The sequence below is a fragment of the Rhodococcus sp. RCBS9 genome (assembly GCF_029457415.1).
Classification (GTDB): domain Bacteria; phylum Actinomycetota; class Actinomycetes; order Mycobacteriales; family Mycobacteriaceae; genus Rhodococcus_F; species Rhodococcus_F qingshengii.
Map to the genome: position 1 here is coordinate 5,201,519 of NZ_CP120422.1, position 25,389 is coordinate 5,226,907.

Sequence of the window (25,389 nt, forward strand, 5' to 3'; positions counted from 1 at the left end):
CAGTCCCTACGTGTGCCAGATCAGCACTGGAACGATGAACAGCGACAGGTACAGGGTTCCAACGATGATCACGGCGATTACCAGGAACATCGCGATCCATCGGCCGGCTAGCTTGAGTGCGGGGATCAAGTAGGGGTGAAGGTTCATGCCGCCACTCCGTCATCCTGGTGACCGTCATAGATGTAGAACCACAGTGGTCCCTTGTCGTGGACACTGCGGATCAGGTGACCTTCGTGCTTCAGATCGAGGACGCGAGCGGGGTAGCGCCACGCGACCTTGCGGAGTTCAAGGTTGCTGACCTTGCCCTTGGCCTTGAGCAGATTGAGGATCTTGGCTGTGTGAGTTTCCTTGGTAGCCATTACTTCTCCCTCACGATCAGATTGATGGTTGCGAGGTCGGTGTCCTGGATGTCATCGATGCAGAGATCCATTGCTAGTGCGCCAAACTTGCTGAGACAGTGACTCGCTGCCACGTTCAAGCCGAACTTGTCAGCGAATCGCTCGGCGTACCTAGCTCCGCCACAACTCCATACGAACAGCTCTACGTTCTTGAAGCTGGCGAGGATCTTGAACAGATCGACTATGCGTTGGTTCGGATCTTCGCAGGTCTCGGTGCAGTTGCAGCGAAGGGTTCCGTCTACGTCGAAAGCAACTTTGACTGTCCGCATCGTTGCTCGTGGGAGGTCGTTGTAGTCGGCCACTACGAATTGACCCGTCCATCTGGAGAAACCCCGACGTACAGCCGCGACTCACCATCTACGTAACCGCCAACCCAGCCCTCGGCATAACCTGGACACATTGCTGCATCAGGTGGATAGACGTAGTAGTCATCAGCTCGGTACTCCACGCCGTAGCGGTGGCAGAGGTTGCGTAGTGCTTTCTCTTGAGCAGTGTTGATCTTGTAGCGTTCGGGTTCTTCGGGGGAGGGGAAGCGTTCCATCAGTTCGACCTCACGCAACTGATTCCAACGTGGTCGCCGTCGGCTCGGTAATTTTCCTCCTGCGCGCCTGTGACCACGTAGCACTTGTTTCCGTCGTGGTCGAACATGCTGACAGTTGGAGTCTTGCCTTGGTTCTCTCGGCTACTCACTTGGTAAATGGTGTTCGTCCAAGGCAATTCGATGTATCGCGCTGCGAGGGCTGTCCCTGTCGAGGCCACCACGGCGATGGTGAGCACTCCTACTGTGACGATTGCCGTCTTGGTGTGTCGACCGCTCATCTACTTGTTCCTCCTGAGGGCCCTGTAGATCAGGTATCCGATGAATCCAAGTACGACTGCGATTATGACGAGCGACCCTGTGATCCAGATCGGTGAAACTACCCACCACCAGGACCAATTGATCACGTTCAGTAGCTTGAGGGTGACGAAGACGATGGTGAGCAGGCCAACGAAGCCGATGCCTCCGCTGCTCGATGAACTGCTTGATGATGAATAACGTGTGGACATAAATTGGTTCTCCTTATTAAGTTGTGTACTCACTGACACAGCTGGACGACGAGCGGGTGAATACCAACTAATAATGCGTGGTGCGCTGAATAATAGTTACGCTCGACGGCCAGCAATGCCAGCGGTTTGTCAAGAGAAAAGTTGTTCACTTGACGATTTTCTATTTCAATGTGCTGCTACTTGTGGACAACTCGGCGTGTTGCGAACTTGCGCTGCAAACTTGACTGCGATTGCAGGATCATTGTCTGGTCACGAGCTTCGCCACGTTGCAGGCGGTGTGTCAATGAATTTCGGGGCTTGAAATATTGAAACTATGTGGTGTGCTTGGTTTTTGAGTCAGTGACCTCTGTTAGACGGCGATTTCATGCGGCGCACAATCTACGTTCGAGGGCGCACACCATAGCGAACTATATGATTCGCTTCGTAGTTCGTGACGATTGGACCTGCGACTGGTCAGTAAGCTCGCTGGCGATTATCTGGTTGTAGTGTTCGGCAGGTATTTCTATCTTGTGCCTAAGGCTTGGTAGCTCAACCCCACGGTTGCGTAGGTACTGTGCTGCACCACGAACCTCATCGCGGTCCAACTTGAGTCGCTTAGAAACCCATCCTGTGTCCTCTCCGAGTCTCTTGGCTTGTGCCCAGGTCTTTACAAATTTTGAATAATCTTTTGGCTGGTAAACTTTCATTACTTCTCCTATATACTTAGTCTTATATATGCCAAGACGTCACTACGATCTCGATGAAGTCCTTGCTCTAGCCGAAGCCGGCAAGTGTGCTGCTGAGATCGTGGAAGAACTTGGCTTATCTGTGGGGGAGCGTGCGATCCAGAAGACGGTGAACAAGTTCCTCGGTCCTCGGCCTAAGCGCGCTCCAGCACTGTTGGGTGATCGGCTGCGTCGCCGTGTCGTCGCTTGGATGGTCGACAGTGGTCTGAACGAGCATGTTTGCTTCGAGTGCGAGAAGTTCTCGGCTCCGCCGTGCTCGATCCGTGAACTGCGCCAGGACGACGACCTAGGAACTCTTGTCTTCGTCTGTCGCCACTGTGTCAGGACTGGTGATTGCTAGTGGCTGAGCAGCAGTCTGACTCTTCTGTATCTCCGACGCGATGGAACTTGCGCCGACAAGGATTCGAGATCCCAGGTCATCCTTCAAAACGAAGTTCTCTTCAACCGTGACGACGGTGACGCCCCGTTCCAAGAGTTCCAAGGCGGGAACAGAGAATCCGAAATAGTGGCCTTGATCAAGGGATTTCATCGTATGGAGGATCAGGGTGTCACCTTTAGATAGTGTCTCGACAACTGACTGAAGCGCCCCTATTGCCACTTGGTCTGGTACGTAATTACGTGTTGCTGCGAAGTCGGTCATCATCACCATTTCGTCACCATCGCGGGCGTACAGGACCGTCTTCTCGATTTTCCTGCGGTCCTCAACGAGCGCGAGTTGGTTCGATGGCATGGTCGCAAGAAGTCCGCGTTCCCTATCGATCACTGTCTCTTGGCCGCGTATGTCGTCGCCTTGGTCAGATCTTCGTCAGTGAAGTCCTCGACCAACGACGTCAACGGAGGTATCTCCATCAGGTGTTTTCGGACTGTATTGACTACTGGTGTTCTCATCGCATTCACGCGCTCGTATTCACGTTGTATTTCCTTTGGATCACACCGTTCCCATTCTGGAAAACCCTTTAGTGCGGTGATGGCGATCATGTGGAGCTTTATCACTCGTTGGTACAACGTAGCGATGATAATTCTCGTTTTCTCCTCTTCGATTATCATGAGTGCGGGAGAAAATGATGATTCAACAGCAGTGAAGGTTTCTTTCCAGATGTTCGCAGTATTATGAACAATCTCGAAGTCGGCCCGCGTAAGATCTTCCTCGGCTGCATCGCGGTCGTTAATTCGTTCGTTCATCTTGGAAAAGGCTATGATCAAATTTGTGGTCGGTGTCGACAGCGTGCGGATGGCGTCCCAAATAGGAGGTATCGTCTTAATCTGCTCAAGGCGACTCGCGGTCTGGAGTTGGTGATCAAGCCGAGAATTTGCTTCAGCTGCATCACTTCTCGCTAGCTTTGTCTGCCACAGTGCGACAATTACCGCCGTTGTCGCACCGATCCCACCGATCCAGGCCCCCGCCGCAGCCCATTCTCCGCTCTTCCACCCACTCCACTGATCTACACGTTCGACGAAGAGCGGAACAAGGACAATCAGAGCAAGGACCACGACGATGGCGAACAAGATGATGCAGGTCCACCGTAATGTCGTGTAGGTCCTTGAAAACTTCGGGGTTTGCACCCGCTGATCTAAGCAGATCCGACCGATCGTCCTTCACTGTCAGACCACTATGCGAACATCCTCGCTATGAACCTGATCCCCACCACTGACTCCGCCGTGGATGAAAGCGCCCTTTACCTGGCAGCATCTCCCCATACTCGTGCTCAGGTTCTAACGAGTCCTTGCCCCGTGCCGGCCACCCCTGGTGTTTACGGCTGGTGGTTCCGAGAGTTGCCCGCCGACATCAATACGGCAGGGTGTGCGAAGAAGGACGGGCTGACCTTGCTGTACACGGGGATCAGTCCATCAGCGCCTCCCACTAATGGAAAAGCCCCGAGCAAACAGACTCTTCGGACTCGGATCAAGACTCACTACAGGGGCAATGCCGCAGGTTCGACGTTGCGGCTAACACTTGGGTGCTTGCTGTCGGATCAACTGGGGATCGAGCTACGTCTGGTTGGTTCGGGCAAACGGTTGACGTTCGTTACGGGTGAGAAGGTGCTGTCCGAGTGGATGGCTGAGAACGCATTGGTCTCGTGGGTTCTGAACCCCGAGCCTTGGGTGTTGGAGCACCAGCTCATCTCCAGCCTGGACGTTCCTCTTAACTTGGATGCCAACGCGCACAACAGCTTCTTCCCAACTCTGAAGGCTGCTCGACAGTCGGCACGCGATCGAGCGAGGGGATTGCCAGTAATGCTCAACCCTGGACGAACGTAGGCAAGGCGCTACTGGCTTCTAGGAGGGAGCACTTTCAGGCTGTTTCAGTGGAGGGGCTTGTGTTAGGTGCTCGCGAATCGTCTCCGTCATCGTGTTTCTCTGTCCAATAATCTTCAAGTAGCACCTATCTAGTTCTGACATATCGGGGGCAACATGTTCTCGTATCGCTGTCGTAATTGCGTCGTCGCTTAGCTGATGAAGTCGACGCACATCTTCATATAAGACCTTGAGTGCTGCCAGGGTATGAGGTTCGCTCACTATGAGGTGTGGTGTGTTGAATCCCATTTCAATTGACGCTAAAGATTGCATCCATGGCTTCACTCCCAGCATAAATTTCTCTGCAGTCGCAACCGTTCGCGGAAGAGATGGCACGGTTGTCACCAGTTCCTGGAACTCCTGTATTGGTAGCGCAAGGGCCAGGATTTCTTCCCAGAGAGGCGGTATGCATCGGACCTGCTCGGCCCGCCTCTGGGCGTCCAGTTCCCTGGCAAGAAGTTCATCCGACTTCACGAGTTGGGCGGTATGGCGCGCCTCCGCGCTAGCCATCTGTTCGCTCGCGACCTCTCGCGCTCGATCGAGTTCCTTCAACAATCGGACGTCAGCTGCATTCAACTCGCGAGTTAGCCGCTCGTCGGCCTCGACCTTTGCGGCAGCAGTGTCTGCTCGTGCGAGATTGGTCTGCCACAGAGCGACGCTGACTGCTCCGAACGTCATGATCCCGCCGAACCATGCACCCGCTGCGGCCCACTGTGTTTCGTTGAATGTGGTCCCCGTAGCAAGCGCGAACAGGTAGTAGGCCAGCAACGACACAAGGAGAACGCCGATCAGTAGACCGACACCGTATCCAATTTTCTTCAGCACTCGCGGGACATTACAGGAGTCGATGGTCGAGTTTTCCACAGCCTGATGCTCAACAGGTCATTTCGCTATTGCATTTATCGTTAGTTTGGCTCATAGTTATTTGCATAGTAAATAAGCAGGAATCAATGCAATATGAGTTCATACGATCAACCCAATAAGAACCGCCGCGGCCTCGTAGTCTTTCTACTAGTAATCGTCGCCTTCATCGCCGTCGCAGCCTTCACTCAAAAGGCCGACCAACCAACTGGGCTTGTAGTTCCAACTGAAACCTCGACACCAGCACCCGCGCAACAGAAGTCCTGGCACAAGGTCATCGAGCTATCCGGCTCGACAAGCAAGCGCAGTGACATCTTCCAGCTGAACAGCTCCAAGCAACGGATCACGTACACAGTGAACGGTGAGTACAGCCCGTTCGTGAACGTCTACGTGATGGCAGAGGGTAAGTCTCTCGACAAGCATGGCGGAATCCCTGAGGTCACCATGGCTCCAGTAAGTGGAGATACGCTGATGTACAAGGCATCTGGCGGCTACTACCTCGATGTTTCGGGGAATGGTGAGTGGACTGTCGTTGTGGAAGAAGAGCGATAGGTCATGAATATCGAAATTCCACTCACCATCAATTTTGACGATAGGAGTTCAGCTGGATACGTCAGGATCACACTCGACACATCAGTCCCACAGCTAGAGCAGTACTACATCGTTCCGTCGTACACAAAAGATGTTTCAGGCGGCATCGAGGTGACGAGTTATGCCCTCGTGCATCGAAGCATGGTTGCAAGCGACGACGAGATGAAGCGCCGAGAAGGGCATCTATACCTATGATTAAAGGTGCGATGGATCGTTGGCCGCTCAACGGTATCTTCATAGCTTCTATGTTCGCCTCCGCCATAATTATGCTGACATTAGCGTTCTTGACGGCCGACAAGCCCGAACCGTCGCTGGCTGAACCTGCTGCCGTCTCTAGTGACGCCGCGAGTCCGAACTCTCTCGAAGCCATCGTCAACGCTGAGAGAACCAAAACGGGTAAGCAGCCCTTCACAACAAGTGAGACGCTCAGATCGAGCGCGTGTGCCAAAGCGGATCACATGCTCTCACAGGACTATTGGGCACATACCTCACCAGATGGCGTGACTCCCTGGAGCTTCATCGAGAAGGCCGGCTACCGCTACACAACTGCGGGGGAGAACCTTGCGAAGTCATACCCTGACGATGCGAGCCTCGTTGCTGCCTGGATGAACAGTCCATCTCACCGAGAGAACGTACTCGGAGATTTCAAAGATCAAGGGATCTGCCAGAAGACCGGGACGTTGCAGGGGAAGACGACGACCGTGACTGTGCAGCATGTTGGAGTGCGGTCATGAAAACAACTTTGCGAGAGGAGATCCTGGACAGTCCTGTGACGGTTGATGAGAAGAACATCCTTGATTTCCACGACTCTCTCGATCATCCTGTTCGGTCGTGAGCTGTCGATTGAATGCGTGCAGTTCATCGTCCTGGTCATGAGGCTTGGCGGATCTAGGCAGCGGGTTGAACCGCAGGTCATCACGCCCGTGATCCAGGTTGTTGATTACTCAGCCGTCCGAACCCAGGAGTTGGCGGCAATGTACCCGATGAGGATGCGTTCATGAGCCGAGTGATCACATTCCGTTTCTGGTGCGCAAGCCACGGCTACGTCCCGGCGGGTTTTGGCACTCCGTTAGAGGCAGTCCACTTCAACCAGCGTGGTGAACTAGGCGTCTGGTGTCCGCTCTGCCACAAAGCTCGTCCGATGACGCTGGAGCAATTTACGGGCCTACTCGACCGCACTAGTAGAGAGATCTACGAGGGAGACATCGATGCGGACGGATATGTTATGACGTACGAGTGGGGTTGCTTCCGGTTCCGAAAAGGCAGGCATACAAAGCCGTTCACTCCCTACCGAGGTGACACAGACGCCCAGTGCCGTGAATGGGAAGTAGTGGGTAACGTCCACGAGCATCCTGGCCTGCTTGAAACGTCAGCATGACTAAATGCCCATCTTTGCCGCTCGAACCTCACGAGCGGCCTTCTGTGCGTTCCTAGTGACATATTTCAAGCATTGTCGTACGTTAAGAACATATGGGTAACCAACCAATCATCATCCGGCGCAGTCTCTTTGGCCTAATTGGGTTGATTCTGGTGGGCCTTCTGATCGCTGGATTCATCTATGGTTTGGCGTACTTCCTCCACACTCAGAATCCACGCGATACGACACCGATTGCAATCCTCCAGCTGATGGGCGTAGTCGTCCTGATCTCCACAGCAGTAACCGCCATCGTCTACAACCTGCACTCGATGACACTCAACGACAGCGGCGTGACGATCAAGAACTGGGGGAGTCTGTTCTTCAGCAGCGAGACACACTGCGATTGGAATGAGATCGAAGACCTCAACGTGCAGCGCAGGGGACCGTTGGCGTTCGTTGGTGGTTACGGCAATCTTCTAATCCAAACAGCAGGCACCGAGACGAACCTTCGTTTCAACTACTGCCCTCGCCCTGAGTACTGGCGTGACTACATCGACCAACGCAGTGAGAGCACACCTGAGCTAGTTCACAACGTCTAGAAGAACGAGAAGATCGCACCGGACACAACGAGTAGACCCAGACCAAGAAGCAGCATATGGAAATCGTCCTTCATCGTTTTCTTCTCAGACTCCTTGAAACCACTGGTACCTGACTTGCTGCTTGTCTGATACAGATCCCAGCCACCGACCAAGACAAGAAAGATTCCGACGAGTCCCGCCACTGCTTGTAAGAACCGCAGCACGCCCAAGATGAAATCCATCGTGAAGTCTTACCACGGCACACCGTCAGCAACGCCGGCGCCACGGGTTCCCGCTTAGTTATCTGTTACTAGTTGTTGCGACCAATCGCCTTGTCGCGGTCGTGATTAAGCTGGTGGGATCAATCAGCGCACGGGAGTACATCATGCACCGGCTCTTTATCAGTATGGGACTCGATTCAGAGATCGGGATCTACGAGTTGTACGACCGAACGATGGCATCCGTCAGGCGATGCTTGAGCGATCTTGGATACTTCATCGGCCCTTCGACGCTTGAAGATCGGTCTGAGCAGCTTGGTCGTGGGTTCAGTCAGTACCTCACGTTGGAACCTGGAGGACAGCTGGTTGCCACGGTCATTGAGATGGATCAGATAGTTCTCTTCGAGCTACATATCGACGCACTGGAACGGGAAGTCAACCGTGGGTTGCAGTCGATCGTCAACGATCTGATTGACACCTTTGACGACATCCACGTGTCTGTTCGCATCGCTGACGATGTTCGTGACTGATCATCGCTGGCCGAGTTCAGTTTCCAGTCGCTCAGCAACACTGTCAGGCATGGTCGAGCAAGAGTCTTCACCGCGCTCTTCCGCGTGGTCGAGTGCAGAGTCGGTAATCCCCACTGTCGCAACAGTGCCTTCCCATCCACCAAGAGCAGCAATCGAACCAGGGTTGAACCTCGCCGCTATGTCCACCTTCTCGATCGCCAGCTGATCAGCATCGGGGCCGAGGTAGATCCCGCCGTCTGCTGCACGTTCGATGTACGCGGGTCGAGGGAGCACTCCCGATAGTTGGTTGGCGTTGTACTCGCTCATGAACCAGGGCGGGGTGTTGAAGTAGTACCAACTCGCTGCACACACCCCGTAAAGGCCAGGACCGAACTGTGCGTAGTTGAGATACAGCTCCAAGATCCGCTGATCTGACATTGTGTAGCTGAACTCTGTCGCCATAACTGCTTCGAGTCCCTTGCGGATAGCGCTACGCCCAGGCCAGAGGAAGATGTTCTTCACCAACTGCTGGGGGATGGTTGATCCACCTACTCCAGCATCGCCGTCCATGTATTCCCTTGCCTTAGAAGTCAAGTCGCTGATCTCAAACCCACCAGCGCGCATGCCAAGTCGCTGATCTTCGTGGGCGATCACTGCCGCAATCATGTATCGGCTGATGTGGTCGAGATCGACGTACTGGTAAACGATCGGGCTTTCGTCTTGCAGCATGAACGACGTTCGAGGTGGCGTGAACCATCGGTACGAGAGCGTCACCATCTCCGAAAGCGCTAGGGGAGTGAGTATTACGAGCGCAACGTACATCGTCCATCGACGCCAGCGAGGTCGACGCCTACGGGTGGCCGGCGGCTGTACCGGCTCGTAGATCTCGTATTCGGGTTCCGGTGTGTGTACCCGCTGAGACTCGGGGAGAAGATCGTCAAGGGAGAGTCCCCGTGACCTGTCGAAAGCGGTGGTGTTGGCTGTATCCATGGGTGGCCTCCCAATTCTCTGGAAAATCGCGCACGGGACAAATAGCCGAATGCGGATTTCGACCCATTTTATGCGAGATTCCGAGAAAGGGGATAGCGAGTTTCGGGGGTGGGGAATGGAGAGAATTGCGAGGTGGGGTTAGCGATTCGAAGAGGGTGTGTAGCCGTCCATCGTCTGATGGGTGAACAGGTAATCGATCTTATCTGCGTACTTGCGAACATACGGGGAAAGAGTGATCTTCGCTGTTAGGGGGATATTTAGTGAACCGTTTGTTTTAACTATCATTACGTTACTTATTTAAACACAAAGTCTAAAGAATTGCAATAGTGAAGTTGAAAACTGTGGATAAGTCCGAGCATTTCGCTATTGCATTTAATGACTATTTGGCTCATAGTTATTTGCATAGGAGAAACATGAATATAAGAATCTAGAAAAGACATCCACACCCGAGTACATCAGCACCAAGTACTCCTCGCCTCGCGATAAAGTCCTGCATTACCTCTCGCTAGAAGGCTGGGCCAACCAAAGCTCAGGGGACACCGCATCTACCACGGGTTGCTTCGCCAGGATCAGCAACAGTGAAGCCGAACTTCAAGAGCTGACAACCAACTTCGAGGAAGCCATCCAGTCTGCCGGCCTCGCTGATCCGTCTGCCTTAATCGGACACTACCTGCTCGTTGAAACCGACGATGGCTTCGTTCACGTAGGTGACTACAAGTCTGAGGAAGAGGTGATCGCTGACTACCTCAAGCTCGAAGCTGCTTATGAGGACTGGGCGGGGGAGATGGCATGAGTCACCGCATCAAACTCCGGGCATGGGACGCCGAACGTCGATGTTTCTACTCCTCCACACAGCCACGGGTGGACTTTATATTCGGGAAGATGGGGGACGGCGTCTATATCAACAACCTACTGCGCCTCGACCTGACCGATGAGAACACTTCTCAGTGCATAGGTCTTACGGATAAGGACGGCGTAGAGATTTACGCAGGTGACATTTTAAAAGACAGTAAGGGTCATATCGGTCAAGTATTTTGGCACAATGCTGGTTTCTTAATTGAATGGCAAGAACGATCCTACGACGGAACGCGCCCTGTAGAAAGGTTTACTGATGACTGTTTCGGCTACGGAACGGTCATCGGTAACATCTTCGAGAACCCAAAACTCCTGGAGGTCACCTCATGACCCCAACCCAAACGCTCCGCGCTGCAATCAGACTCGCCAACACCAACGGCTACCACAACCCTGCACTCTTCGGAACCATGGATCTGATTAACCAGTGGAACATGCCACCTCGTGCAGTACTGGGGATCTTGCTGATGAACCACGACTTCTGCCGAGCACTTTGGGGTGAGGAGTGGATAGTTCGTACCCAGACTGTCGCTGTGTCTGATGATCCGTTCGGGTATCTGGCGGGGAGTTTGGAGGAACGGAGATGAGTAACACCCCTACAGAGTCAGAGTTCGATAAAGAGCTAAGCAGACTTTTAAACGACTTCGCCCTAGAGATCTATAAATTCAAACTTTATGAACCTAGTGCCGAATGGGATGGAAAGAAAAAATCCGCAAGAGAGGCGATAAAACTAGCAGTCGATAAAAATGTGATCGGTGAGAATCTAAGGACAGAATCGCTCACTACGTCAGGCCTTATAAATGCTCGAATGGCACAGAATCGGCTTAAAGATCATCAACGTAGAAACCTATATGGGGGAGATAAGAAGTAGTGAGTAAATTAGTTTTCTGTAGTGGATGCAATAACGACATCGACATAACTGGTCAACGATTTTGTGATAACGATGAAATGCCTCTGGTGCTCGATGTGCAACTTGAGAATAACACGGAAGAGGAAGCCGTTAAACTGGCAGTCAAGCTAAACGATATTCAGCACGAAGACTATGCAGATGATAGTGGCAACCTAAGAATGTACCACTACGATAGTCACAGCGTATCGCACAAGGATTACGATAGTGAAGATTCCGACGAGCATCATCTATCTAGCGGGTATTGGAGTTTTCAATAATGCCTAACCCTACTAAACCAACAACCAAACTGACGCTGCATGATCGAGTGCGAGAAGAGCTACTCGATAACATCCATCCTCATAAGTTATGGTGCGATAAAGAGGTTAACAACAGAAGCTGTACGTGCGGAAGGGAGGGGCTTCGTGACATTACTATGCAACTCATCGACACCTACACTCAAGCAAAGGTAGATGAGTGTAACGCGATGAATCTGTCAGATAAAGTCGAGATTTTTGAACAATGGAAACTAGATATTGATGAGCGTGAATCGTTAGAAAATGTCACTCGCTTCGAGGTCATCGATCATCGCCAATGTTTCGGGTGTCGTGGAAGAAAAACTGCAAACGTATTGCAAAAAAACGGAAGCTACAAAGAGAAGCCATGCGACAAGTGTGGCGGCAGTGGGATGATGGGTGGTCGAGTGTATGGAGCTTTCAGAAATGCAGAGACTAGTACCATCCAGATTGAGCAGAGTTTTCAAGACGATGGTAAAACATTGAAAATATTTGTGAAGGATAAGGAGAATCTATGAGTGATACTACTAGTAAAGATGACGAGCTAGACATCGACGTGTTCATGTCGCGTGAGTGGCTTATCGAGCAAGGTGTCGCTGCGATCATAAAGCTCTGTACTCAGACTATCATTTCCAACGACCTGGAGCGTAAAGTTCGAGTCGAGAAAGCTGTACGTAAAATGTTTAAGGAGCACGGTATACAAAAACAAATAGAGGCACTCAACAATCTTAAGATCGATACATCAGCTAGAAATCCTTATCCAAGTTGGTGGTCTGAAATGAACGATCATATCGATAAGCACATCGCATACCTCACCGCGCTCAAAACTAAGCGGGAGGTAGCTAACTAGCCCTATATGGAACGAACCAAATCCAAAAGAACATACAAGCGAGCTGAAGTTCCACCTGAACTGTTGGAAGCTACCAATCTCGACTTACTTGACCAGATCCTCAACATGCCAGGAGAACAGGGCGACACCTACACCCGCTATGTGAACCTAAGTTTCGGCAATCAAGCGTTGCTCATGATGCAGGGTGTCGATGAGCCGGTGAACACTCTGAAACGCTGGGGCGAGGACTATGGGCGCACCGTGAAAAAAGGCTCAAAGGCCGCCTACATCCGCCGTCCAGTCTTCAGGAAGGAAGAGAACGATCAGGGCAAGGAAGAACAGCGACTCACGGGATTCGTACTGTCCAAGAGCATGATCCGTGCATCTGACACGGAGGGTGAACCACTGCCAGCGATTGAGCTACCTGGGTGGAGCGAGACTCTCGCCATGCAGAATCTCAAGGTGAATGAGGTTCCGTTCGAAGGCCACGACGGAAACGTCCAAGGGCGGTCTATCAACCGCAACTATGCGATTAACCCAGTCGCTCGGTACCCGTTCAAGACAAAGATCCACGAGTGGAGCCACATCGAAGCGGGACACACTGTTCCCGAGGCTCATGCCGACTATCTGCAGCACCGTGGCGAGCGTGAGTTTGAGGCCGAAGGCAGCGCATACATTGTCCTGAATCGTCTTGGGGCGCTTGCACTTTTCAACGCAGCCGAGAGTCGCCACTATGTGCAGACCTGGATGAAAGATCAGAAACCATCACCCGAATCTGCCGGCCGAGTCATACGAGTAGCTGAGAAGATCATCAAGGCTGGCAGGCTGGCAGGCTGGCAGGCTGGCAGGCTGGCAGGCTGGCAGGCTGACGGATCAGGTCACTTCCTGACCTGGCCGATCAAGCCTCCGACAAGCGCTTCAACGCTAGCGACAGCCCGACACCTTTTGCATGCGCAGTGAGGTAGTACTTGGCTCGCATCTCCTCACGATCGTTGCTCAGCTTCGATCGAACCTTTCGGTAATGGAGTTGTGAGGGTGGCCGATCGAGCGCAGTCATCGCGTGGTCCGAAATATGCACGAACTCGTAGAGGTTTGGATGGCTCAGTGGGGCGGCGCATTCATCGTATCTTTCCATCGGGACGTGATAGTCCGCAGTCATTAGCTCGCCGTCTTCACGCAGGAGAATTAACTGACCATCTTCCCAGCTGCCATACGTCGAGTCCCGCGCACCCTCCTCACGCAAATTACTGACTAGCCAGCCTCGTGTTAGGGGGCCGACAGGTACGCGCTCATGAGTGTCAGCTTTGAACCAGCCGCCCTTGGTTGTCACGACTCGGAATTGCTGATGCTCGACCATTTCCCTTCTGCCTCGAAGCCCTGACGCAACTTTCCGTGCATATGAACGGAGACGAGCCGCGTCAAGGCGGCTCGCTCCGTACTTTGCCTCATCAGCCACGATTCACCCGACTAGCGTTGGTTGCTGTCCTTGACCTGGCGAAGCCTGGCCTTAAGAGCATCTTCGGCTTCTTGCTTGAGAACTCGTTGCCGCTGCTTCTCGCCTTGTCCGAGATCGTTGTTCTGCTTCTGAGTCTGACTAGAAACAGCGTCAGCGGCTTTCTGCGTGTAATCGACCATGGTGCACTCCAGAGGTTGAGGGAAGTGATCTAGAACCCTAACCCAGCACCTCGACTTGCGCGAGGGATTAGTCGGGTTAAGTTGTACTACTAGTGTCATACGATCGAACGACAGACACCCTCATCCAAATGTGAGACCATCTTTCTTCGGTCTAGTGATGGAGAGATCTGTGGGTAATCGGTTAAGCGGAGTGGTGCTGGCGTGCGTAATTGGAGCTTCAATCGTAGGTGGTTGCTCCGATGTGGAGAGCGGCGAATCGGGTTCCGGTGATTCTGCAAAGTCAAGCGAAGACTGCGCCGTTTATACCGGTCAGAATCTTTCACTCGCGGAGTGGCAGGCGCAGGCAGCTGAGTTGTCGAGTCGGTCCGAAGCGCTTGCAAATGATTACGGTATACCGCCGAGCTATGGACGGATGGTTCAACAGCCACCGTCCGACGTATCAGTCGATGTCATGTTGCAAGCCATGCCTGGTGGCGGCCTGGCGGCGTTTTCCAAGTACTCGTGCGAGAACCAAGATCTGGTATACGAGGACTCCAAGGACGTCCGTGACGAGAAGAGCGCACAGGCTGCGACGTCTAGACAGAACTCACCAGGCTTGGAGGGGGTCGACTATATCGGTTACCTAGCAGCCGAGGAGAGGCTGACTAATGAATATCCTGCGTTGTCGGCGATCGGTGGAGTAGCTAACTGCACGGCACTTGAGAAGGCTGGGATGACGGCGTCCCAGATGATTGAGACGCAAAGACAGGCAGCGAAGGATGCGGGCGAAACTTCCTTGTCAAACTCCGAATTCTACGAGTCAACCATAAAGCTTCTCTGTCCTCAATACTCCTGATGCATCACTACTGCACGTTTGATCTGATTGGTTGGAATGGTTATCTTTCCGGTAGAAATCTGGGGCACGGTCGCAGCATGGTTCGGTGCGATCGTCACGAGCTTCTCATTTTCCGGAGCCGTGATCTTCTTCATCGCTAACAAGGTTCGCGAAGATCACGCTCAGGCGCGTCATATTCGTCTGGACCGAAACACGAGCGATAAAGACAAGTGCTGGCTTGTTGTGTACAACGATTCCGATGAATCAATATTTGACGTGTCTTTTCACCTGAAACGCAAGAAGTTTAAAGACTGGGTACTAGGGCCGGGTGTAGGCCCGGTATCTAAGGAAAAAGTGAACAAGGCCTACAATGTCTGGCTTGACCTTTCAATGTCAGGGCGTTCCCAGGATGATTTCGAAAATGGGCGTGTTCGTGCAGGTGAGTATAAAGATCTCAATTTCAACCGGCCGTACAGTGGGGCAAACGAGTATTCTGTGACATTTCGTGATGCGCTCGCCGTGAAGTGGGAGCTTGCTCTCGGCAGCGATAGACCTGTCAGGGTGCGGGAGTGGCCGCGCTCTGCGTGGCTATGGTCTGAGATTCGGTATCCCAAGGAAACCGCACAGGAATGGCGCTATCGAAGGCGCATGGGCGCGCATATAAAAGAGATTGAGAAGATGGGTCGCGCACTAGAGACACCTATTGAGAAGTCGTGACTTAATTCACCATTTGTCATAAACTAGTCTCATATGGAAGAACAAACCCCTCAAGAAGAAAAGAACAAGGGTGGACGACCACTCAAGTTCAAGTCGGTAGAAGAATTGTCTCAGAAGATCGAGGCTTATTTCGGTAACTGTGACTCGCACCTCTCGACCCGATCGATCTTCGTCAAACGCGTTGACGGCACTCAGTACGTCGAGCAAGAGCAGTACTTCACTGATCGCGAGCCGTACACGGTGAACGGGCTGGCCTATGCCCTCGAAACGACACGAGATGTCCTGAACGACTACGAGTCCGGGATGCACGACCTCAAAGCTGAGGATGTTGACGAGTCTGGCGCGACGTTTTCCTCCACTGTAAAAGGGGCGAAGCGTCGAATCGCGGCTGATGTCGAGCGTCGCTTGATGAAGGGTGAGACCCCTGCTGCGGCGGGGATCTTCTGGTTGAAGAACAACGATGGTTGGCGAGACAGGCATGATTACGACCACACCTCTGGCGGAAAGCGCTTCGAAGCACCTGCTGTCTACATGAGCACTATCGCTCCACGAGATCCTGAGGATGCTCCAGCTCAAACCGAAACAGATTGAGGCCGTCCAAGCGGTCAATGATCCAACGGTCGACACGTTGGTTCTTCTCGGCGTAGTGGGATCTGGCAAGACAGACGTAGCAGCACACATCGACATCTCGATCGCGCTCCAGTTCCCCAAGACCTACTGGCCTGTCTTCCGTCAAAACATAAGCACTGCAATCAAAACCATCATCCCGTCGTATCTAGAGATGGCTGACAAGATGGGTCTGGTCGAGAACGAAGACTTCACCTACAACCAGCAGGCGAAGACCATCACCTTTCCGAACAAGTCGGTGATCGTGTTTGTCGAAGCTGATCCAACCAAGGACCGCGGCGGCAAGAAGATCAAGGGAATCAACGCCAGCGGCAACCACATCGATGAGGCCGACGAACTTGAGTACGAGATGTTCATCCAGGCGACCTCACGTAAAGGGCGTCGCAACGAGGCTGGTCAGCCCTCGATCTCCATTGTGACGATGAACCCGAACGACGGATGGGCGAAGGAGCGGTACTACGACCGCTGGAAGGCCGGGACGCTCCCGGCGAACATCCGGGTGATCGAGTTCGACCTTTCCGACAGCTGGTTGTCAGCGCGTGACATCGCAGCCCTGATGACAAACCCCGACTGGTGGGTTCAGCGCTACATGATGAACAACTGGAATTTCAGCGATGAATCGACCTCGCTGTTCAAGTCCCGACATTGGGCTGCATCACTCACTGACAAGCTTGAAGCGACGGATCTACGCGTGGCCGGCTACGACGTTGCCCGCAGCGGAACTGATCGATCGGTGAGGGCGCTCGTCTACGGTACGACGATCGCCGACATCTTGATTACCAAGGACAAGACAGAACAGATCGACACCTCAGTCCAGGCAGACATGCTGGTGGAAGACACGGTTGAGTTCGAGTACGGACTCAACAACATGGCAGTCGATGCGGTGGGTCTAGGTGTTGGCGTGGTGGATGCGCTCGCTAAGCAGGGCTATCACGTCTATGAGTACATGAGCGGTGCTAAGTCAGATCCAAACGTGAGGCTCAGTGCTCTAGATTCCATGCCCGTCAACTTCGACAACCTCCGCTCTCAGATGATCTACCTCTACGCCCGTGGCGTGGAGTTGGGAATCATCAAGCACTACAGCGGGTGCCCATACGTCAGGGAGCTGCAGAAGGAAGCGATGATCCACAACTTCGAGATCACCGACAAGGTTTTGAAGGTCGAGAGCAAGGACAAGATCAAGAAACGACTGGGATCAAGCCCGGATCTTCTCGACGCCGTGATCATGGCACTTTACGTTGCGTTGCGTCCGGTCCAAGCGTTCCCAAGCCATGGAGATGGTGACGGAAACGTAAGTGTCCCAATCACTTCGGGCTTGTTCGGCTCATCGTTCTGATTTACATTGAAGGTAGATGGCAAAAGGCACTTCCAAGAAGAATCCACTAGAACTCGGGGACTCTGGCGTTCAGATCTTGAACGGCATCATTACTGGTGACGAGTATCGACCGGAGCTTCGTGGCCGTGCTTTGATGCGAACGATCGAAGAGATGCGCCGTGGTGACGCCACTGTTCATGCGGGGTTGATGGCGGTGAAGATGCCGATCGTTGCTGCTGAGTGGAGCGTTGAATCTGGGGGAGAGGACGAGCAGGATACTGCCGCCGCTGAACTCATCGACTACAACTTCAATCAGATGCTCAACTGGAAAGCGATCCTTACTGAGGCTCTGACCATGCTCGACTTCGGTTTCTCGGTGTTCGAACTCGTCTTTGACTGGGCGAACGTCAACGGCGTGGATCGCGTGGTGTTGGTGAAGATCGCCTACCGCAAGCAGACGACGATCGAGAAGTGGACGCAAGAGGACGGCACTCCAGGGATCGTGCAGCGAAAAGCCGATGGCACTGCGGTTTCAATCCCCGACGACAAGCTCCTAGTCCTCACTCACCAACAAGAGGGCGACAACTGGCAGGGTGTCTCGATCCTGCGTTCGGCCTACCAGAACTGGTACTACAAGAAGACCTTCTACCAAATCGATGCGGTCAAACATGAGCGTCAAGCTCTTGGTGTTGTGGACATTGAGTATCCAGCTACTGCATCCAAGGAAGACCGTGCAAACGCGGTACGAGCTGCACAGAACATCCGTGCCAACGAGCAGTCATACATCGAGCATCCATCCGACTGGAAGATCACATTCCTTGATATGAAGGCAAACACAACTGCTGATCCGAAGGAATCAATCTCCCACCACGATCGCCAGATACTCAAGAACATGGCGGTGCAATACATCGACATTGGTTCAGCTGGATCAAGCGGCTCGTACTCTGCATCGACTGATCAACGCCGGCTACTTGAGCTTCAAGACCAGGCCATCGCTTCACAGATAGCTGCTCGAATCAACGACAAGGTGGTCAAGGCCATCGTCGACATGAACTTCAACGTCACCGACTACCCGAAGTGGAAGGTCGGCCAGATCGGTCAAGAGAACGTACAGGAACTTACCGAGGCAGTGGCGAAGATGACCAGCTCGAAGCTACTCACTCCAACCGATCAGGATGAGGAGCACGTCCGCAAGGTGCTGCGCTTCCCTGACATGCCGGAAGACATCAAAGATCAGCCGCGGGAACAGGTAAAGCCGGAGTCCAAGGTCGAGCCAGAGCAGCCCGATAAGACAGCCATCAAGGATGACGATGCAGAGCCCAAGAAGCTCGAAGCCTCTGCTGTTCTTGCCCATGCTCGGGACGTGAAGCAATTTCTAACTGAGAACTTATATGGCACAACAGGATACGAACAGAACAGCGCTGCTTAGTGCTCGCCGTGAGCTGACGCAATCGATCCGAGCAAGTGAAGACTGGCAACCCAGCTACAAGGCTCATCCTGAGACGTTCAAAGCGCTTCTATTGCACGAAGCGGAGCTGGAGCAAGCCGTGGCCGAATATCTCGCTGGCCTAGCTCAGAGAGCGCCACAGTACGTTGATTGGTCCCTCGTTCCTGAACCCGTCAAGGCTGCTGCCAGCCCACTCGCCAACAAAGACGACGACTTGTGGAGGGCCGAAGAGTTCGATCTGACGAAGGCCGTTATCGATGCGATCATTATGCTCACCACTACGGGAGCGCAGGCCGGCGAACTGGCTTCGGGGATCTACATCGGCGTTTCGTCGTTGTCTCAAACAGTGCTCGTAGCTGCTCGTGAGCAGGTAGCGACACTCGTCAGTCAGGTCACAGAGACAAATCGCAAGCTCATCCGTGAAGCGATCAAGCAGTCGATCGCTAGGGGAGAAGATGTCGCTGGGACCATCGAACGCATCAAGACTGTCGTGAACAACCCTGTGCGAGCCGAGATGATCGCGCAGACAGAGAGTGTGAATGCGTATCAAACGGGGCTGAAGAACTTCGCTGTGGAGACTGGCGCGAAGACGAAGACGTGGGAATCTCTAGAGGGTGCATGCACTGCATGCAAGCCGTTGGATGGCGAAGTAGTCGAGATCGGGGAGAAGTTCAGCAACGGGAGTGATCGGCCTGCTGCTCATCCACGATGCCGCTGCGGTGTCTATTACCAGTACTGAAATGTCAATTGAACGTACTACAGAGAAAACGTCGAGAACGCGATAACATACCGGGTCGGATGTTTCAAAAATCTGGAGGTAGCTCGATGAAGCGATCGTGCTTTGGTGTCGTCACAATCTCTCTGGCTTTGCTTGTCGGAGGGTGCTCTGACTCGGGTGGAAGTGAACCGGTCAACGGCAGCGCTGTCACTCAAGAGGTCGATACGAGGAGCTTCCCGGACTCTGTGGTGCTGACGCAGAATTTCAGTACGTTGTCGCCGTCTCAGCAGGAATCAATTAGGGAACTCCACGATCTGAGCTTCGAGGAGTTCTCAGCACGACCGCTGGAAACTCGCATGCTTTATGGTGCATGGATACGAGAAAATAACGCAGAGCGTGTCCTTCTACAGGTGCTCAAACAACATGAAGTTGGAGGCCGACCATTACTCAATCAGACCATTCAGCCGTCAATAGACAATACAGCACAGCAAATCGACGATCAAAGGGCAGAAGATCTTGCGATCAATTCATACTTAACAGACTGGTCTGATGATCGACAAGCCTACAATGTTCTTGAGTCAAAAAAATTCATGTCACTAGGATACTTTCATGGATCTGAGCTTATAGGTAATCACGATCAGCTACTAGAAAATCCCAGCAAGATAGGATTAACTGTTTCTCCGTGTGAAGTAACCACAGAAAATGTAACTACCCCCGGTATCGTTACATACAGTTGCGACAAAGTTGTAACTGAGGACGGATACAGTTCTTCAACGATATCAGCAAAGTGGCAACCTTTCACTGATATTCATGGTGTTGAAACAGGCAATTGGATAATAACTTCCGGCCAAAACAATCGGTAGTCGACTCTTTTCTTGACATTTTTCGCATGCTGCCTGATATTAACGACGTATGGCAAAAGGTTTCCACAACTTAGTAAAAATCAAAGCTGATTCAACAGGTCAGGCACCAAAGACGATCGAGCTACTTCGCACGGGCGAGTGGCACACCCCATGGCACGGTGACTTCGAGATCACCAAGCAGGATCTTCAACAGTTCGCAGCCAACGTACAGGCGGGCGTCGGACTGGTTGCAGACGATCCAAAAGTTCCTCTCAACTACGGCCACGCATCGTATGACAAAGCTGCGGGCTGGATTTCGCATGTCTACGTCAGTGATGACGGCGAGGCATTGCTCGGAGATCCCGAGTGGACGCCCGCAGCAGTAGAAGCGATCAAGGGTGGCGAATGGAAGTACATCTCGCCAGAGTTCAACCCACGCGATTGGCCGTGGGAAGACCCTGAAGAGGAGTACCGCTTCGTCAACAACGTACTGACGGGTGCTGCCCTCACCAACATCCCACTTTTCAAGAAACTGAAACCGATCACAGCCTCGCGCATCAAGCCTGAGAAGGCAATCAGAGCGAGCGCTGCCGGTGACGGTGATAAACATAATCAAGGAGAACCTATGGATCTAAAGGAGATTCGAGCAAAACAAGTCGCTGACCTTACTGAGGAAGAGAAGACATTCCTGAGCGAGAACAAAGCAGACCTCACAGCAGAAGAGCTGAAGAACTTCGGACTCGAAGAGGCTGATGACGAAGCGGCAAACGCCGACGCCGACACGGAAGCCGCTGAGCAAGCGGAAGCGGACGCGAAGGCTGCTGCAGAACAAGCAGAGAAGGACAAGATCGAAGCAAGCCGCAACGGTGGTGTCTCAATCACTGCCGACCGCTTGGCGAAACTTGAAGCTGACGCTCAAGCTGGCCGTGAAGCACGACAGCAACTCGATCAGCGTGACGCTGAAGAGATCGTCGATCGCAGCATCAAAGCTGGTCAGATCAAGAGCGGCGACAAGACTTGCTGGACGAATCAGCTACTCGCATCACGTGGAGATGACCGCAAGGAACTCGAAGCACTTCTAGCCGGCCTCCCTAAGAACGAGATCGACGGCAAGGAGATCGGGGATCGGGGAAAAGCGGTGACCGCCTCGGCATCTGCTGAGCTACACGCACAGGCAACAGCGGCGATCAAAGCATCTGCTGACAAGGGATCTGTTCTGCCGTATTCACAAGCGCGCAAGGACATCCTGGCTGCAGACGCAGAGCTGAAACAACGAATCAAAGACGAAGAGGAGGACACATAGATGACAGCTATCCAACCCGGCCAGAACTACAGTGCTGAGGCCGCAGCAGATTTCACAGGCAAGCGCTACACGGTGGTCAAGCTTGACGCCGACGGCAAAGTCGTTCAGGCGACAGCAGCTACAGACGCGATCCTCGGTGTGATCGACAACGATCCGAAGGCAGGACGCACAGCTGACGTCGTTCTCGTCAACGGATCAGGTTCGTTCAAAGTCAAGACAGGCGCGAACATCACCAAAGACGCGCTCATCACTACAAACGGTGCTGGACTCGCGATTTCAACAACAACCACTGGCAACCGAGTGATCGGCCGAGCAGTACGTACAACGACATCTGGAGAGGTGGCCGAGTACTTCAAATTTGACGAAACGATCTAAGAAAGGCTGACAACTTAATATGGCAAACCAACCAACCTACATCGATACGCAGCTCACAGGCGTCGCCAACGCATGGTTCAACCAGCAGGAAGACTTCGTAGCGAACAAGCTGTTCCCGACAGTGCAAGTGAAGAAACCAACCTTCCTCGTCGGTGAGTACGGCAAAGTGAACCTTCAGATGCCGGACAACTCGCTCCGAACTGGTGACTCAAAGTCAAAGAGCGTGAACTTCAGTCGCAAGTTCGTTCCAGGTCAACCGCTCAACGAGCACTCTCTGTCTGATTCGGTCTACAAAGACGACTGCGACCAGACGGACGATCCGTTCGAACCAGAAAGCGACACAACAGAAAACATTCTCTCGGTGATGGAGTTGATCGATGAGAAGGCCATGACTGACATGGTGACCAACACGAGCATCGTCACGAACAACACGACCCTCAGCGGTCAGTCTCAGTGGAGCGACCTCGAACACTCGAACCCAGCTAAGGACATCACGGCAGCGGTCAACTCAGCACTGTTCGTAGACTTCAACACCCTCGTACTCGGTCGCAACGACTACAACGTGCTGATCAACCACCCTGAGATTCGCGACTACCTCAAATGGACCAAATCAGGCCCAGTTGGGTACCAGGATCTACTCGGAGTCTTCGCACCGTTCGGCTTCAAACAGATCCTCATCGGCAAGGCGAAAGCCAACCTCGGCAAGGACGGTCTTGCTGACGACATTCAGCGACATGGAGCGGTGACGTTCTGCTCGCTTACGTCACAGATCGTCCAGGCCGCAAACAGATCAACCGTGGTTACAAGTTCCAACTCGAGAACAGCCGTGAAGTCACGAAGGAGTACATCAACAACCCTCCGAAGACTGAGATCGTCGTTCGTGACTACTACAACTACCAGCTCTTGCTTCCTGAGGCTTACTACCTAATCAAGAACGCATTTGCGAGCTAGGGGTCTATATGACGCGAATTGAACCAGGATTCAAGGGAGAGAAACTCGTTGGCGCGGTGGTAGACACCGCTGCCAACCCAGGTCTTGGTAGCAACGCCAAGACTTACGTTGTCGGAGCGAACGCTGCGAAGTACAACGTCCCGACCGCCGCTTCAGTTGTTCTCTTCGTGGATGAGCAGGATGCCGGTATCGGTTGCCTGCCTCACCTGCGGACAACGCTGTAGTGAAACTAGTCAACAGCAACACATCAGCTGCGATCGCAGTGACAGGAGTTTCGAACCTCACGTCTATCGCTGCAGGTAAAGAGGTAACTCTCTACGCAGGTGACGTCGCTGGCGCTGGGAACCTTTGGGTATCAGTGGCAACTGGCACGGTCTCAGCTTAGAACGACAAACACACGCCCAATTGGAGGCGAAAGGAGTAAATCAGGAATGGCAAAAGTAACACTCATCAGCGCCGTCAAGCACGACGGCAAAGACTACAAACCAGACACGTTCGAAGGCGACAAGAAGATCGTCGACGAACTGATCCGAGCTGGCGCAGCACAAGATCCAAGCACAGTAATCGAGCAGACTTCGGCAGTCGAAACAGCCGAAGATGAAGCGAAACCATTGTGGCAGAAGCTCAGAAAGCCGCGGGCAAGATCAAGTCTGACGCCGAAGATGAAGCGAAAACCATCATCGGGAAAGCGGAGGAGGTGGCCGGCCTGTAGATCAAGGAAGCCGAGAAGGCCCTCACTGGCGCCAAGGCCGAAGCTGAGAAGCTCGTCAAAGAGGCTCAGGACGCCGCTAAGAAGGCTCCAGACACAAAGACCAACACATCTGCGAAGTAGAAGCTACGACGCAGCAAAACAAGCGAGACCGCCTGATGAGGGCGGTCTCTTTATCGGTCCGTGCGAAGCCCCGACTGCCAAGACATACTCCGCGACTCAGCCCGGAAGACATCGACCTGCTCCTTGAGTGTCTTCAGGTACTCACCTTGCGCTCGTTCCGAATCTGGCAGGTCATACGTCGGAAGACCACGTTCCGTCCGAAAGGTGTTGACGAACTTATCTAGCTCAACACCGGCAGCATTCATCGCCGCCTTCTTGGCGAGGGCGTTCGTCGTGGACTGTGCAACCGCCTGCATAGCTGAGTAGACACGTACTGCCGCGTCCATGAGTTCTTTTGAGGCGAACATCTTGATGTTAGTGAGTGACAATGCGAGCCGTTTCATCTCCGTTAGCTGCGTCTCCGCGAACGCGAACTTCTCCATCGCGTTCGGGTCGATGATTCCCTCCTCGGTCAAGAACTGGTCGCGGAACATGTTGAAGATGCCCTTCTCATCGATTGCGCTCACGAGTAGATCAGCAACCGTTGATGCGTAGTCGGTCGCGGCCTCGAAGACGATGGCCTTGTTGCGGTCGTCCTGTTCGCGATCGGCTTTCTTCTGATCCTGTTCGCGTTCGTGTTCCTCTTTGCGCGTCTGGATCGAAGTATCAAGTTTCGCCTTGCGATCGTCACTCTTTCTCAAGGACTTCATCGTGATCAGTGGGCCGACAGTTCCGGCGATGATCGTGCCCGCACCTGCACCCCACCAGAAAGGACCTTCAGTCAAGAAGTCAGACAATCCGCTCATAAAGCGAGACAGTAACAGTGTGCTCCGACATAACTATGGCAGCGGGACGTAGAGGCTTCCCTTCAACTACGTCCCGCCGCGGTGGCGAGGATAGCATCAATCGAACGTGTGTGCGAACATGGAACTAGATGTAGTACATCACCACCCCTCACCAGGCTGAACTGAACGCAGCGGACAAGATGAAGTCCTGGGGCTTTCCTGATGCGGTGGCAACTACCGGGGCGCGGATAGTGGGATCGACGTTCGATCATCACGCGCTCTGGCGCAGGTGAAGTGGAAGGGCGGCGCTGCGGGTAGGCCTGAGATGCAGCAGCTCTACGGGGCGCGGGGGACTGATACCAGGAAGGCGCTGTTCTTCTTTGCGGCGTCGAGTTACAGCAAAGCTGCGGTCGCGTATGCCGATGAAGTGGGGATCGGGCTGTTCAAGTATGACCCGGTTGGCGAGATGACAGCAGTAAACGCACTCGCGGCGACGGTGTTGAAGCAACCCAAGGTGGCGGTGACGGCTCCAGGGCTGGATCTCTGGCTTATCGCTGCGCTGATCTTCGGTACGATCGTCTTGTTGATATTCATTTTCACACTCTGACGTACATTCA

At 53.2% G+C, this 25,389-nt stretch carries 33 protein-coding genes and 1 pseudogene; 23 read left to right on the forward strand and 11 right to left on the reverse strand.

The window, feature by feature from the left end; translation table 11 throughout:
• Nucleotides 1-6 precede the first annotated feature (6 nt).
• The 6 genes from P0M12_RS24415 to P0M12_RS24440 form a co-directional block, all read right to left on the reverse strand.
• Nucleotides 7-147: a hypothetical protein gene (locus P0M12_RS24415; RefSeq protein ID WP_277376960.1), complete on the reverse strand. Its 141-nt coding sequence runs from the start codon at nucleotides 145-147 to the stop codon at nucleotides 7-9.
• The gene (locus P0M12_RS24420) at nucleotides 144-359 is read right to left on the reverse strand and encodes a helix-turn-helix domain-containing protein (RefSeq protein ID WP_277376961.1); all 216 of its coding nucleotides are present in this window, start codon (nucleotides 357-359) and stop codon (nucleotides 144-146) included. Before P0M12_RS24420 ends, P0M12_RS24415 begins: the two co-directional genes overlap by 4 nt.
• Nucleotides 359-667, reverse strand: coding sequence for a hypothetical protein (locus P0M12_RS24425; protein WP_277376962.1), 309 nt, complete (start codon nucleotides 665-667; stop codon nucleotides 359-361). Before P0M12_RS24425 ends, P0M12_RS24420 begins: the two co-directional genes overlap by 1 nt.
• Before the next feature lie 32 nt (nucleotides 668-699).
• On the reverse strand, nucleotides 700-939 hold the full coding sequence (locus P0M12_RS24430) for a hypothetical protein (RefSeq protein ID WP_277376964.1): 240 nt from the start codon (nucleotides 937-939) through the stop codon (nucleotides 700-702).
• A gap of 1,517 nt (nucleotides 940-2,456) precedes the next feature.
• Nucleotides 2,457-2,933, reverse strand: coding sequence for a hypothetical protein (locus P0M12_RS24435; protein WP_277376965.1), 477 nt, complete (start codon nucleotides 2,931-2,933; stop codon nucleotides 2,457-2,459).
• Complete coding sequence (locus P0M12_RS24440; protein ID WP_277376966.1) at nucleotides 2,930-3,676, reverse strand: hypothetical protein; 747 nt, start codon at nucleotides 3,674-3,676, stop codon at nucleotides 2,930-2,932. The genes P0M12_RS24435 and P0M12_RS24440 overlap by 4 nt, the downstream gene beginning before the upstream one ends.
• A gap of 123 nt (nucleotides 3,677-3,799) precedes the next feature.
• Here P0M12_RS24440 and P0M12_RS24445 point away from each other — a divergent pair, with 123 nt between their 5' ends.
• Nucleotides 3,800-4,429, forward strand: coding sequence for a GIY-YIG nuclease family protein (locus P0M12_RS24445; RefSeq protein ID WP_277376967.1), 630 nt, complete (start codon nucleotides 3,800-3,802; stop codon nucleotides 4,427-4,429).
• An 18-nt stretch (nucleotides 4,430-4,447) separates the two neighbouring features.
• Here P0M12_RS24445 and P0M12_RS24450 read toward each other — a convergent pair whose 3' ends face one another.
• On the reverse strand, nucleotides 4,448-5,329 hold the full coding sequence (locus P0M12_RS24450; protein WP_277376968.1) for a hypothetical protein: 882 nt from the start codon (nucleotides 5,327-5,329) through the stop codon (nucleotides 4,448-4,450).
• 93 nt (nucleotides 5,330-5,422) lie between these two features.
• Between P0M12_RS24450 and P0M12_RS24455 the strand changes: the two genes are divergently transcribed.
• From P0M12_RS24455 to P0M12_RS24465, 3 genes are all read left to right on the forward strand, one after another.
• Nucleotides 5,423-5,878: a hypothetical protein gene (locus P0M12_RS24455; protein ID WP_277376969.1), complete on the forward strand. Its 456-nt coding sequence runs from the start codon at nucleotides 5,423-5,425 to the stop codon at nucleotides 5,876-5,878.
• Nucleotides 5,879-6,123: 245 nt separating this feature from the next.
• Entirely contained in the window at nucleotides 6,124-6,651 is a 528-nt protein-coding gene (locus P0M12_RS24460; protein ID WP_277376970.1) for a CAP domain-containing protein, read from the forward strand.
• A 796-nt stretch (nucleotides 6,652-7,447) separates the two neighbouring features.
• A complete protein-coding gene (locus P0M12_RS24465) occupies nucleotides 7,448-7,873 on the forward strand; it encodes a hypothetical protein (protein ID WP_277376971.1) in 426 nt (141 codons plus the stop codon).
• Here the strand turns inward: P0M12_RS24465 and P0M12_RS24470 are convergent.
• On the reverse strand, nucleotides 7,870-8,094 hold the full coding sequence (locus P0M12_RS24470; RefSeq protein WP_277376972.1) for a hypothetical protein: 225 nt from the start codon (nucleotides 8,092-8,094) through the stop codon (nucleotides 7,870-7,872). The two genes, P0M12_RS24465 and P0M12_RS24470, sit on opposite strands and share 4 nt — an antisense overlap.
• 101 nt (nucleotides 8,095-8,195) lie before the next feature.
• Here P0M12_RS24470 and P0M12_RS24475 point away from each other — a divergent pair, with 101 nt between their 5' ends.
• Complete coding sequence (locus tag P0M12_RS24475; protein WP_277376973.1) at nucleotides 8,196-8,600, forward strand: hypothetical protein; 405 nt, start codon at nucleotides 8,196-8,198, stop codon at nucleotides 8,598-8,600.
• Here P0M12_RS24475 and P0M12_RS24480 read toward each other — a convergent pair whose 3' ends face one another.
• Entirely contained in the window at nucleotides 8,601-9,569 is a 969-nt protein-coding gene (locus tag P0M12_RS24480; RefSeq protein ID WP_277376974.1) for a transglycosylase domain-containing protein, read from the reverse strand. It abuts the gene before it with no gap.
• Between the two features lie 789 nt (nucleotides 9,570-10,358).
• Here P0M12_RS24480 and P0M12_RS24485 point away from each other — a divergent pair.
• The 6 genes from P0M12_RS24485 (at nucleotide 10,359) to P0M12_RS24510 (ending at nucleotide 13,392) form a co-directional block, all read left to right on the forward strand.
• The gene (locus P0M12_RS24485) at nucleotides 10,359-10,754 is read left to right on the forward strand and encodes a YopX family protein (RefSeq protein ID WP_277376975.1); all 396 of its coding nucleotides are present in this window, start codon (nucleotides 10,359-10,361) and stop codon (nucleotides 10,752-10,754) included.
• Complete coding sequence (locus tag P0M12_RS24490; RefSeq protein ID WP_277376976.1) at nucleotides 10,751-11,008, forward strand: hypothetical protein; 258 nt, start codon at nucleotides 10,751-10,753, stop codon at nucleotides 11,006-11,008. Before P0M12_RS24485 ends, P0M12_RS24490 begins: the two co-directional genes overlap by 4 nt.
• On the forward strand, nucleotides 11,005-11,292 hold the full coding sequence (locus P0M12_RS24495; protein ID WP_277376977.1) for a hypothetical protein: 288 nt from the start codon (nucleotides 11,005-11,007) through the stop codon (nucleotides 11,290-11,292). Before P0M12_RS24490 ends, P0M12_RS24495 begins: the two co-directional genes overlap by 4 nt.
• 295 nt (nucleotides 11,293-11,587) lie before the next feature.
• Nucleotides 11,588-12,121 carry a hypothetical protein gene (locus P0M12_RS24500; protein ID WP_277376978.1) on the forward strand — a complete coding sequence of 178 codons (534 nt, stop codon included), beginning with the start codon at nucleotides 11,588-11,590 and terminating at the stop codon, nucleotides 12,119-12,121.
• Complete coding sequence (locus P0M12_RS24505) at nucleotides 12,118-12,453, forward strand: hypothetical protein (protein ID WP_277376979.1); 336 nt, start codon at nucleotides 12,118-12,120, stop codon at nucleotides 12,451-12,453. The genes P0M12_RS24500 and P0M12_RS24505 overlap by 4 nt, the downstream gene beginning before the upstream one ends.
• A 6-nt stretch (nucleotides 12,454-12,459) precedes the next feature.
• On the forward strand, nucleotides 12,460-13,392 hold the full coding sequence (locus P0M12_RS24510; RefSeq protein WP_277376980.1) for a hypothetical protein: 933 nt from the start codon (nucleotides 12,460-12,462) through the stop codon (nucleotides 13,390-13,392).
• 507 nt (nucleotides 13,393-13,899) lie between these two features.
• Here the strand turns inward: P0M12_RS24510 and P0M12_RS24515 are convergent.
• The gene (locus tag P0M12_RS24515; protein ID WP_277376981.1) at nucleotides 13,900-14,067 is read right to left on the reverse strand and encodes a hypothetical protein; all 168 of its coding nucleotides are present in this window, start codon (nucleotides 14,065-14,067) and stop codon (nucleotides 13,900-13,902) included.
• A 241-nt stretch (nucleotides 14,068-14,308) separates the two neighbouring features.
• On the opposite strand from P0M12_RS24515, the gene P0M12_RS24520 reads away from it, so the two are divergent.
• The 11 genes from P0M12_RS24520 to P0M12_RS24570 all read left to right on the forward strand — a co-directional run bounded on the left by P0M12_RS24520 (nucleotide 14,309) and on the right by P0M12_RS24570 (nucleotide 23,400).
• Entirely contained in the window at nucleotides 14,309-14,902 is a 594-nt protein-coding gene (locus tag P0M12_RS24520; RefSeq protein WP_277376982.1) for a hypothetical protein, read from the forward strand.
• Between the two features lie 36 nt (nucleotides 14,903-14,938).
• On the forward strand, nucleotides 14,939-15,598 hold the full coding sequence (locus P0M12_RS24525; protein WP_277376983.1) for a hypothetical protein: 660 nt from the start codon (nucleotides 14,939-14,941) through the stop codon (nucleotides 15,596-15,598).
• Between the two features lie 33 nt (nucleotides 15,599-15,631).
• Nucleotides 15,632-16,189 carry a terminase small subunit gene (locus tag P0M12_RS24530; RefSeq protein WP_277376984.1) on the forward strand — a complete coding sequence of 186 codons (558 nt, stop codon included), beginning with the start codon at nucleotides 15,632-15,634 and terminating at the stop codon, nucleotides 16,187-16,189.
• Entirely contained in the window at nucleotides 16,161-17,561 is a 1,401-nt protein-coding gene (locus P0M12_RS24535) for a hypothetical protein (RefSeq protein WP_277376985.1), read from the forward strand. Before P0M12_RS24530 ends, P0M12_RS24535 begins: the two co-directional genes overlap by 29 nt.
• Before the next feature lie 16 nt (nucleotides 17,562-17,577).
• A complete protein-coding gene (locus P0M12_RS24540) occupies nucleotides 17,578-18,969 on the forward strand; it encodes a DUF935 family protein (protein ID WP_277376986.1) in 1,392 nt (463 codons plus the stop codon).
• Entirely contained in the window at nucleotides 18,932-19,726 is a 795-nt protein-coding gene (locus P0M12_RS24545) for a phage minor head protein (RefSeq protein WP_277376987.1), read from the forward strand. Before P0M12_RS24540 ends, P0M12_RS24545 begins: the two co-directional genes overlap by 38 nt.
• 86 nt (nucleotides 19,727-19,812) lie before the next feature.
• Complete coding sequence (locus P0M12_RS24550; RefSeq protein ID WP_277376988.1) at nucleotides 19,813-20,568, forward strand: hypothetical protein; 756 nt, start codon at nucleotides 19,813-19,815, stop codon at nucleotides 20,566-20,568.
• 49 nt (nucleotides 20,569-20,617) lie between these two features.
• On the forward strand, nucleotides 20,618-21,850 hold the full coding sequence (locus P0M12_RS24555) for a phage protease (protein WP_277376989.1): 1,233 nt from the start codon (nucleotides 20,618-20,620) through the stop codon (nucleotides 21,848-21,850).
• Nucleotides 21,851-22,225 carry a hypothetical protein gene (locus tag P0M12_RS24560; RefSeq protein WP_277376990.1) on the forward strand — a complete coding sequence of 125 codons (375 nt, stop codon included), beginning with the start codon at nucleotides 21,851-21,853 and terminating at the stop codon, nucleotides 22,223-22,225.
• Nucleotides 22,226-22,403: 178 nt separating this feature from the next.
• Nucleotides 22,404-23,153: a hypothetical protein gene (locus P0M12_RS24565; RefSeq protein WP_277376992.1), complete on the forward strand. Its 750-nt coding sequence runs from the start codon at nucleotides 22,404-22,406 to the stop codon at nucleotides 23,151-23,153.
• A 31-nt stretch (nucleotides 23,154-23,184) separates the two neighbouring features.
• Nucleotides 23,185-23,400 (forward strand): hypothetical protein, encoded by a 216-nt coding sequence (locus P0M12_RS24570; RefSeq protein ID WP_277376993.1) that lies wholly within the window; start codon nucleotides 23,185-23,187, stop codon nucleotides 23,398-23,400.
• Nucleotides 23,401-24,058: 658 nt separating this feature from the next.
• On the opposite strand, the gene P0M12_RS24575 is transcribed toward P0M12_RS24570, so the two are convergent.
• On the reverse strand, nucleotides 24,059-24,793 hold the full coding sequence (locus P0M12_RS24575; protein ID WP_277376994.1) for a hypothetical protein: 735 nt from the start codon (nucleotides 24,791-24,793) through the stop codon (nucleotides 24,059-24,061).
• Between the two features lie 229 nt (nucleotides 24,794-25,022).
• Between P0M12_RS24575 and P0M12_RS24580 the strand changes: the two are divergent.
• A pseudogene (locus P0M12_RS24580) lies at nucleotides 25,023-25,379 on the forward strand (restriction endonuclease); the annotation flags it as partial.
• Nucleotides 25,380-25,389: the final 10 nt, after the last annotated feature.

Excerpts from the sequence above, each read along its gene's own strand:
- P0M12_RS24415 (WP_277376960.1), bottom strand. The coding sequence starts at position 147 with ATGAACCTTCACCCCTACTTGATCCCCGCACTCAAGCTAGCCGGCCGA.
- P0M12_RS24420 (WP_277376961.1), bottom strand. The coding sequence starts at position 359 with ATGGCTACCAAGGAAACTCACACAGCCAAGATCCTCAATCTGCTCAAG.
- P0M12_RS24425 (WP_277376962.1), bottom strand. The coding sequence starts at position 667 with ATGCGGACAGTCAAAGTTGCTTTCGACGTAGACGGAACCCTTCGCTGC.
- P0M12_RS24430 (WP_277376964.1), bottom strand. The coding sequence starts at position 939 with ATGGAACGCTTCCCCTCCCCCGAAGAACCCGAACGCTACAAGATCAAC.
- P0M12_RS24445 (WP_277376967.1), top strand. The coding sequence starts at position 3,800 with ATGAACCTGATCCCCACCACTGACTCCGCCGTGGATGAAAGCGCCCTT.
- P0M12_RS24455 (WP_277376969.1), top strand. The coding sequence starts at position 5,423 with ATGAGTTCATACGATCAACCCAATAAGAACCGCCGCGGCCTCGTAGTC.
- P0M12_RS24460 (WP_277376970.1), top strand. The coding sequence starts at position 6,124 with ATGGATCGTTGGCCGCTCAACGGTATCTTCATAGCTTCTATGTTCGCC.
- P0M12_RS24470 (WP_277376972.1), bottom strand. The coding sequence starts at position 8,094 with ATGGATTTCATCTTGGGCGTGCTGCGGTTCTTACAAGCAGTGGCGGGA.
- P0M12_RS24480 (WP_277376974.1), bottom strand. The coding sequence starts at position 9,569 with ATGGATACAGCCAACACCACCGCTTTCGACAGGTCACGGGGACTCTCC.
- P0M12_RS24485 (WP_277376975.1), top strand. The coding sequence starts at position 10,359 with ATGAGTCACCGCATCAAACTCCGGGCATGGGACGCCGAACGTCGATGT.
- P0M12_RS24490 (WP_277376976.1), top strand. The coding sequence starts at position 10,751 with ATGACCCCAACCCAAACGCTCCGCGCTGCAATCAGACTCGCCAACACC.
- P0M12_RS24495 (WP_277376977.1), top strand. The coding sequence starts at position 11,005 with ATGAGTAACACCCCTACAGAGTCAGAGTTCGATAAAGAGCTAAGCAGA.
- P0M12_RS24500 (WP_277376978.1), top strand. The coding sequence starts at position 11,588 with ATGCCTAACCCTACTAAACCAACAACCAAACTGACGCTGCATGATCGA.
- P0M12_RS24505 (WP_277376979.1), top strand. The coding sequence starts at position 12,118 with ATGAGTGATACTACTAGTAAAGATGACGAGCTAGACATCGACGTGTTC.
- P0M12_RS24510 (WP_277376980.1), top strand. The coding sequence starts at position 12,460 with ATGGAACGAACCAAATCCAAAAGAACATACAAGCGAGCTGAAGTTCCA.
- P0M12_RS24515 (WP_277376981.1), bottom strand. The coding sequence starts at position 14,067 with ATGGTCGATTACACGCAGAAAGCCGCTGACGCTGTTTCTAGTCAGACT.
- P0M12_RS24525 (WP_277376983.1), top strand. The coding sequence starts at position 14,939 with ATGGTTATCTTTCCGGTAGAAATCTGGGGCACGGTCGCAGCATGGTTC.
- P0M12_RS24530 (WP_277376984.1), top strand. The coding sequence starts at position 15,632 with ATGGAAGAACAAACCCCTCAAGAAGAAAAGAACAAGGGTGGACGACCA.
- P0M12_RS24535 (WP_277376985.1), top strand. The coding sequence starts at position 16,161 with ATGCTCCAGCTCAAACCGAAACAGATTGAGGCCGTCCAAGCGGTCAAT.
- P0M12_RS24540 (WP_277376986.1), top strand. The coding sequence starts at position 17,578 with ATGGCAAAAGGCACTTCCAAGAAGAATCCACTAGAACTCGGGGACTCT.
- P0M12_RS24545 (WP_277376987.1), top strand. The coding sequence starts at position 18,932 with ATGGCACAACAGGATACGAACAGAACAGCGCTGCTTAGTGCTCGCCGT.
- P0M12_RS24550 (WP_277376988.1), top strand. The coding sequence starts at position 19,813 with ATGAAGCGATCGTGCTTTGGTGTCGTCACAATCTCTCTGGCTTTGCTT.
- P0M12_RS24555 (WP_277376989.1), top strand. The coding sequence starts at position 20,618 with ATGGCAAAAGGTTTCCACAACTTAGTAAAAATCAAAGCTGATTCAACA.
- P0M12_RS24560 (WP_277376990.1), top strand. The coding sequence starts at position 21,851 with ATGACAGCTATCCAACCCGGCCAGAACTACAGTGCTGAGGCCGCAGCA.
- P0M12_RS24565 (WP_277376992.1), top strand. The coding sequence starts at position 22,404 with ATGCCGGACAACTCGCTCCGAACTGGTGACTCAAAGTCAAAGAGCGTG.
- P0M12_RS24570 (WP_277376993.1), top strand. The coding sequence starts at position 23,185 with ATGACGCGAATTGAACCAGGATTCAAGGGAGAGAAACTCGTTGGCGCG.
- P0M12_RS24575 (WP_277376994.1), bottom strand. The coding sequence starts at position 24,793 with ATGAGCGGATTGTCTGACTTCTTGACTGAAGGTCCTTTCTGGTGGGGT.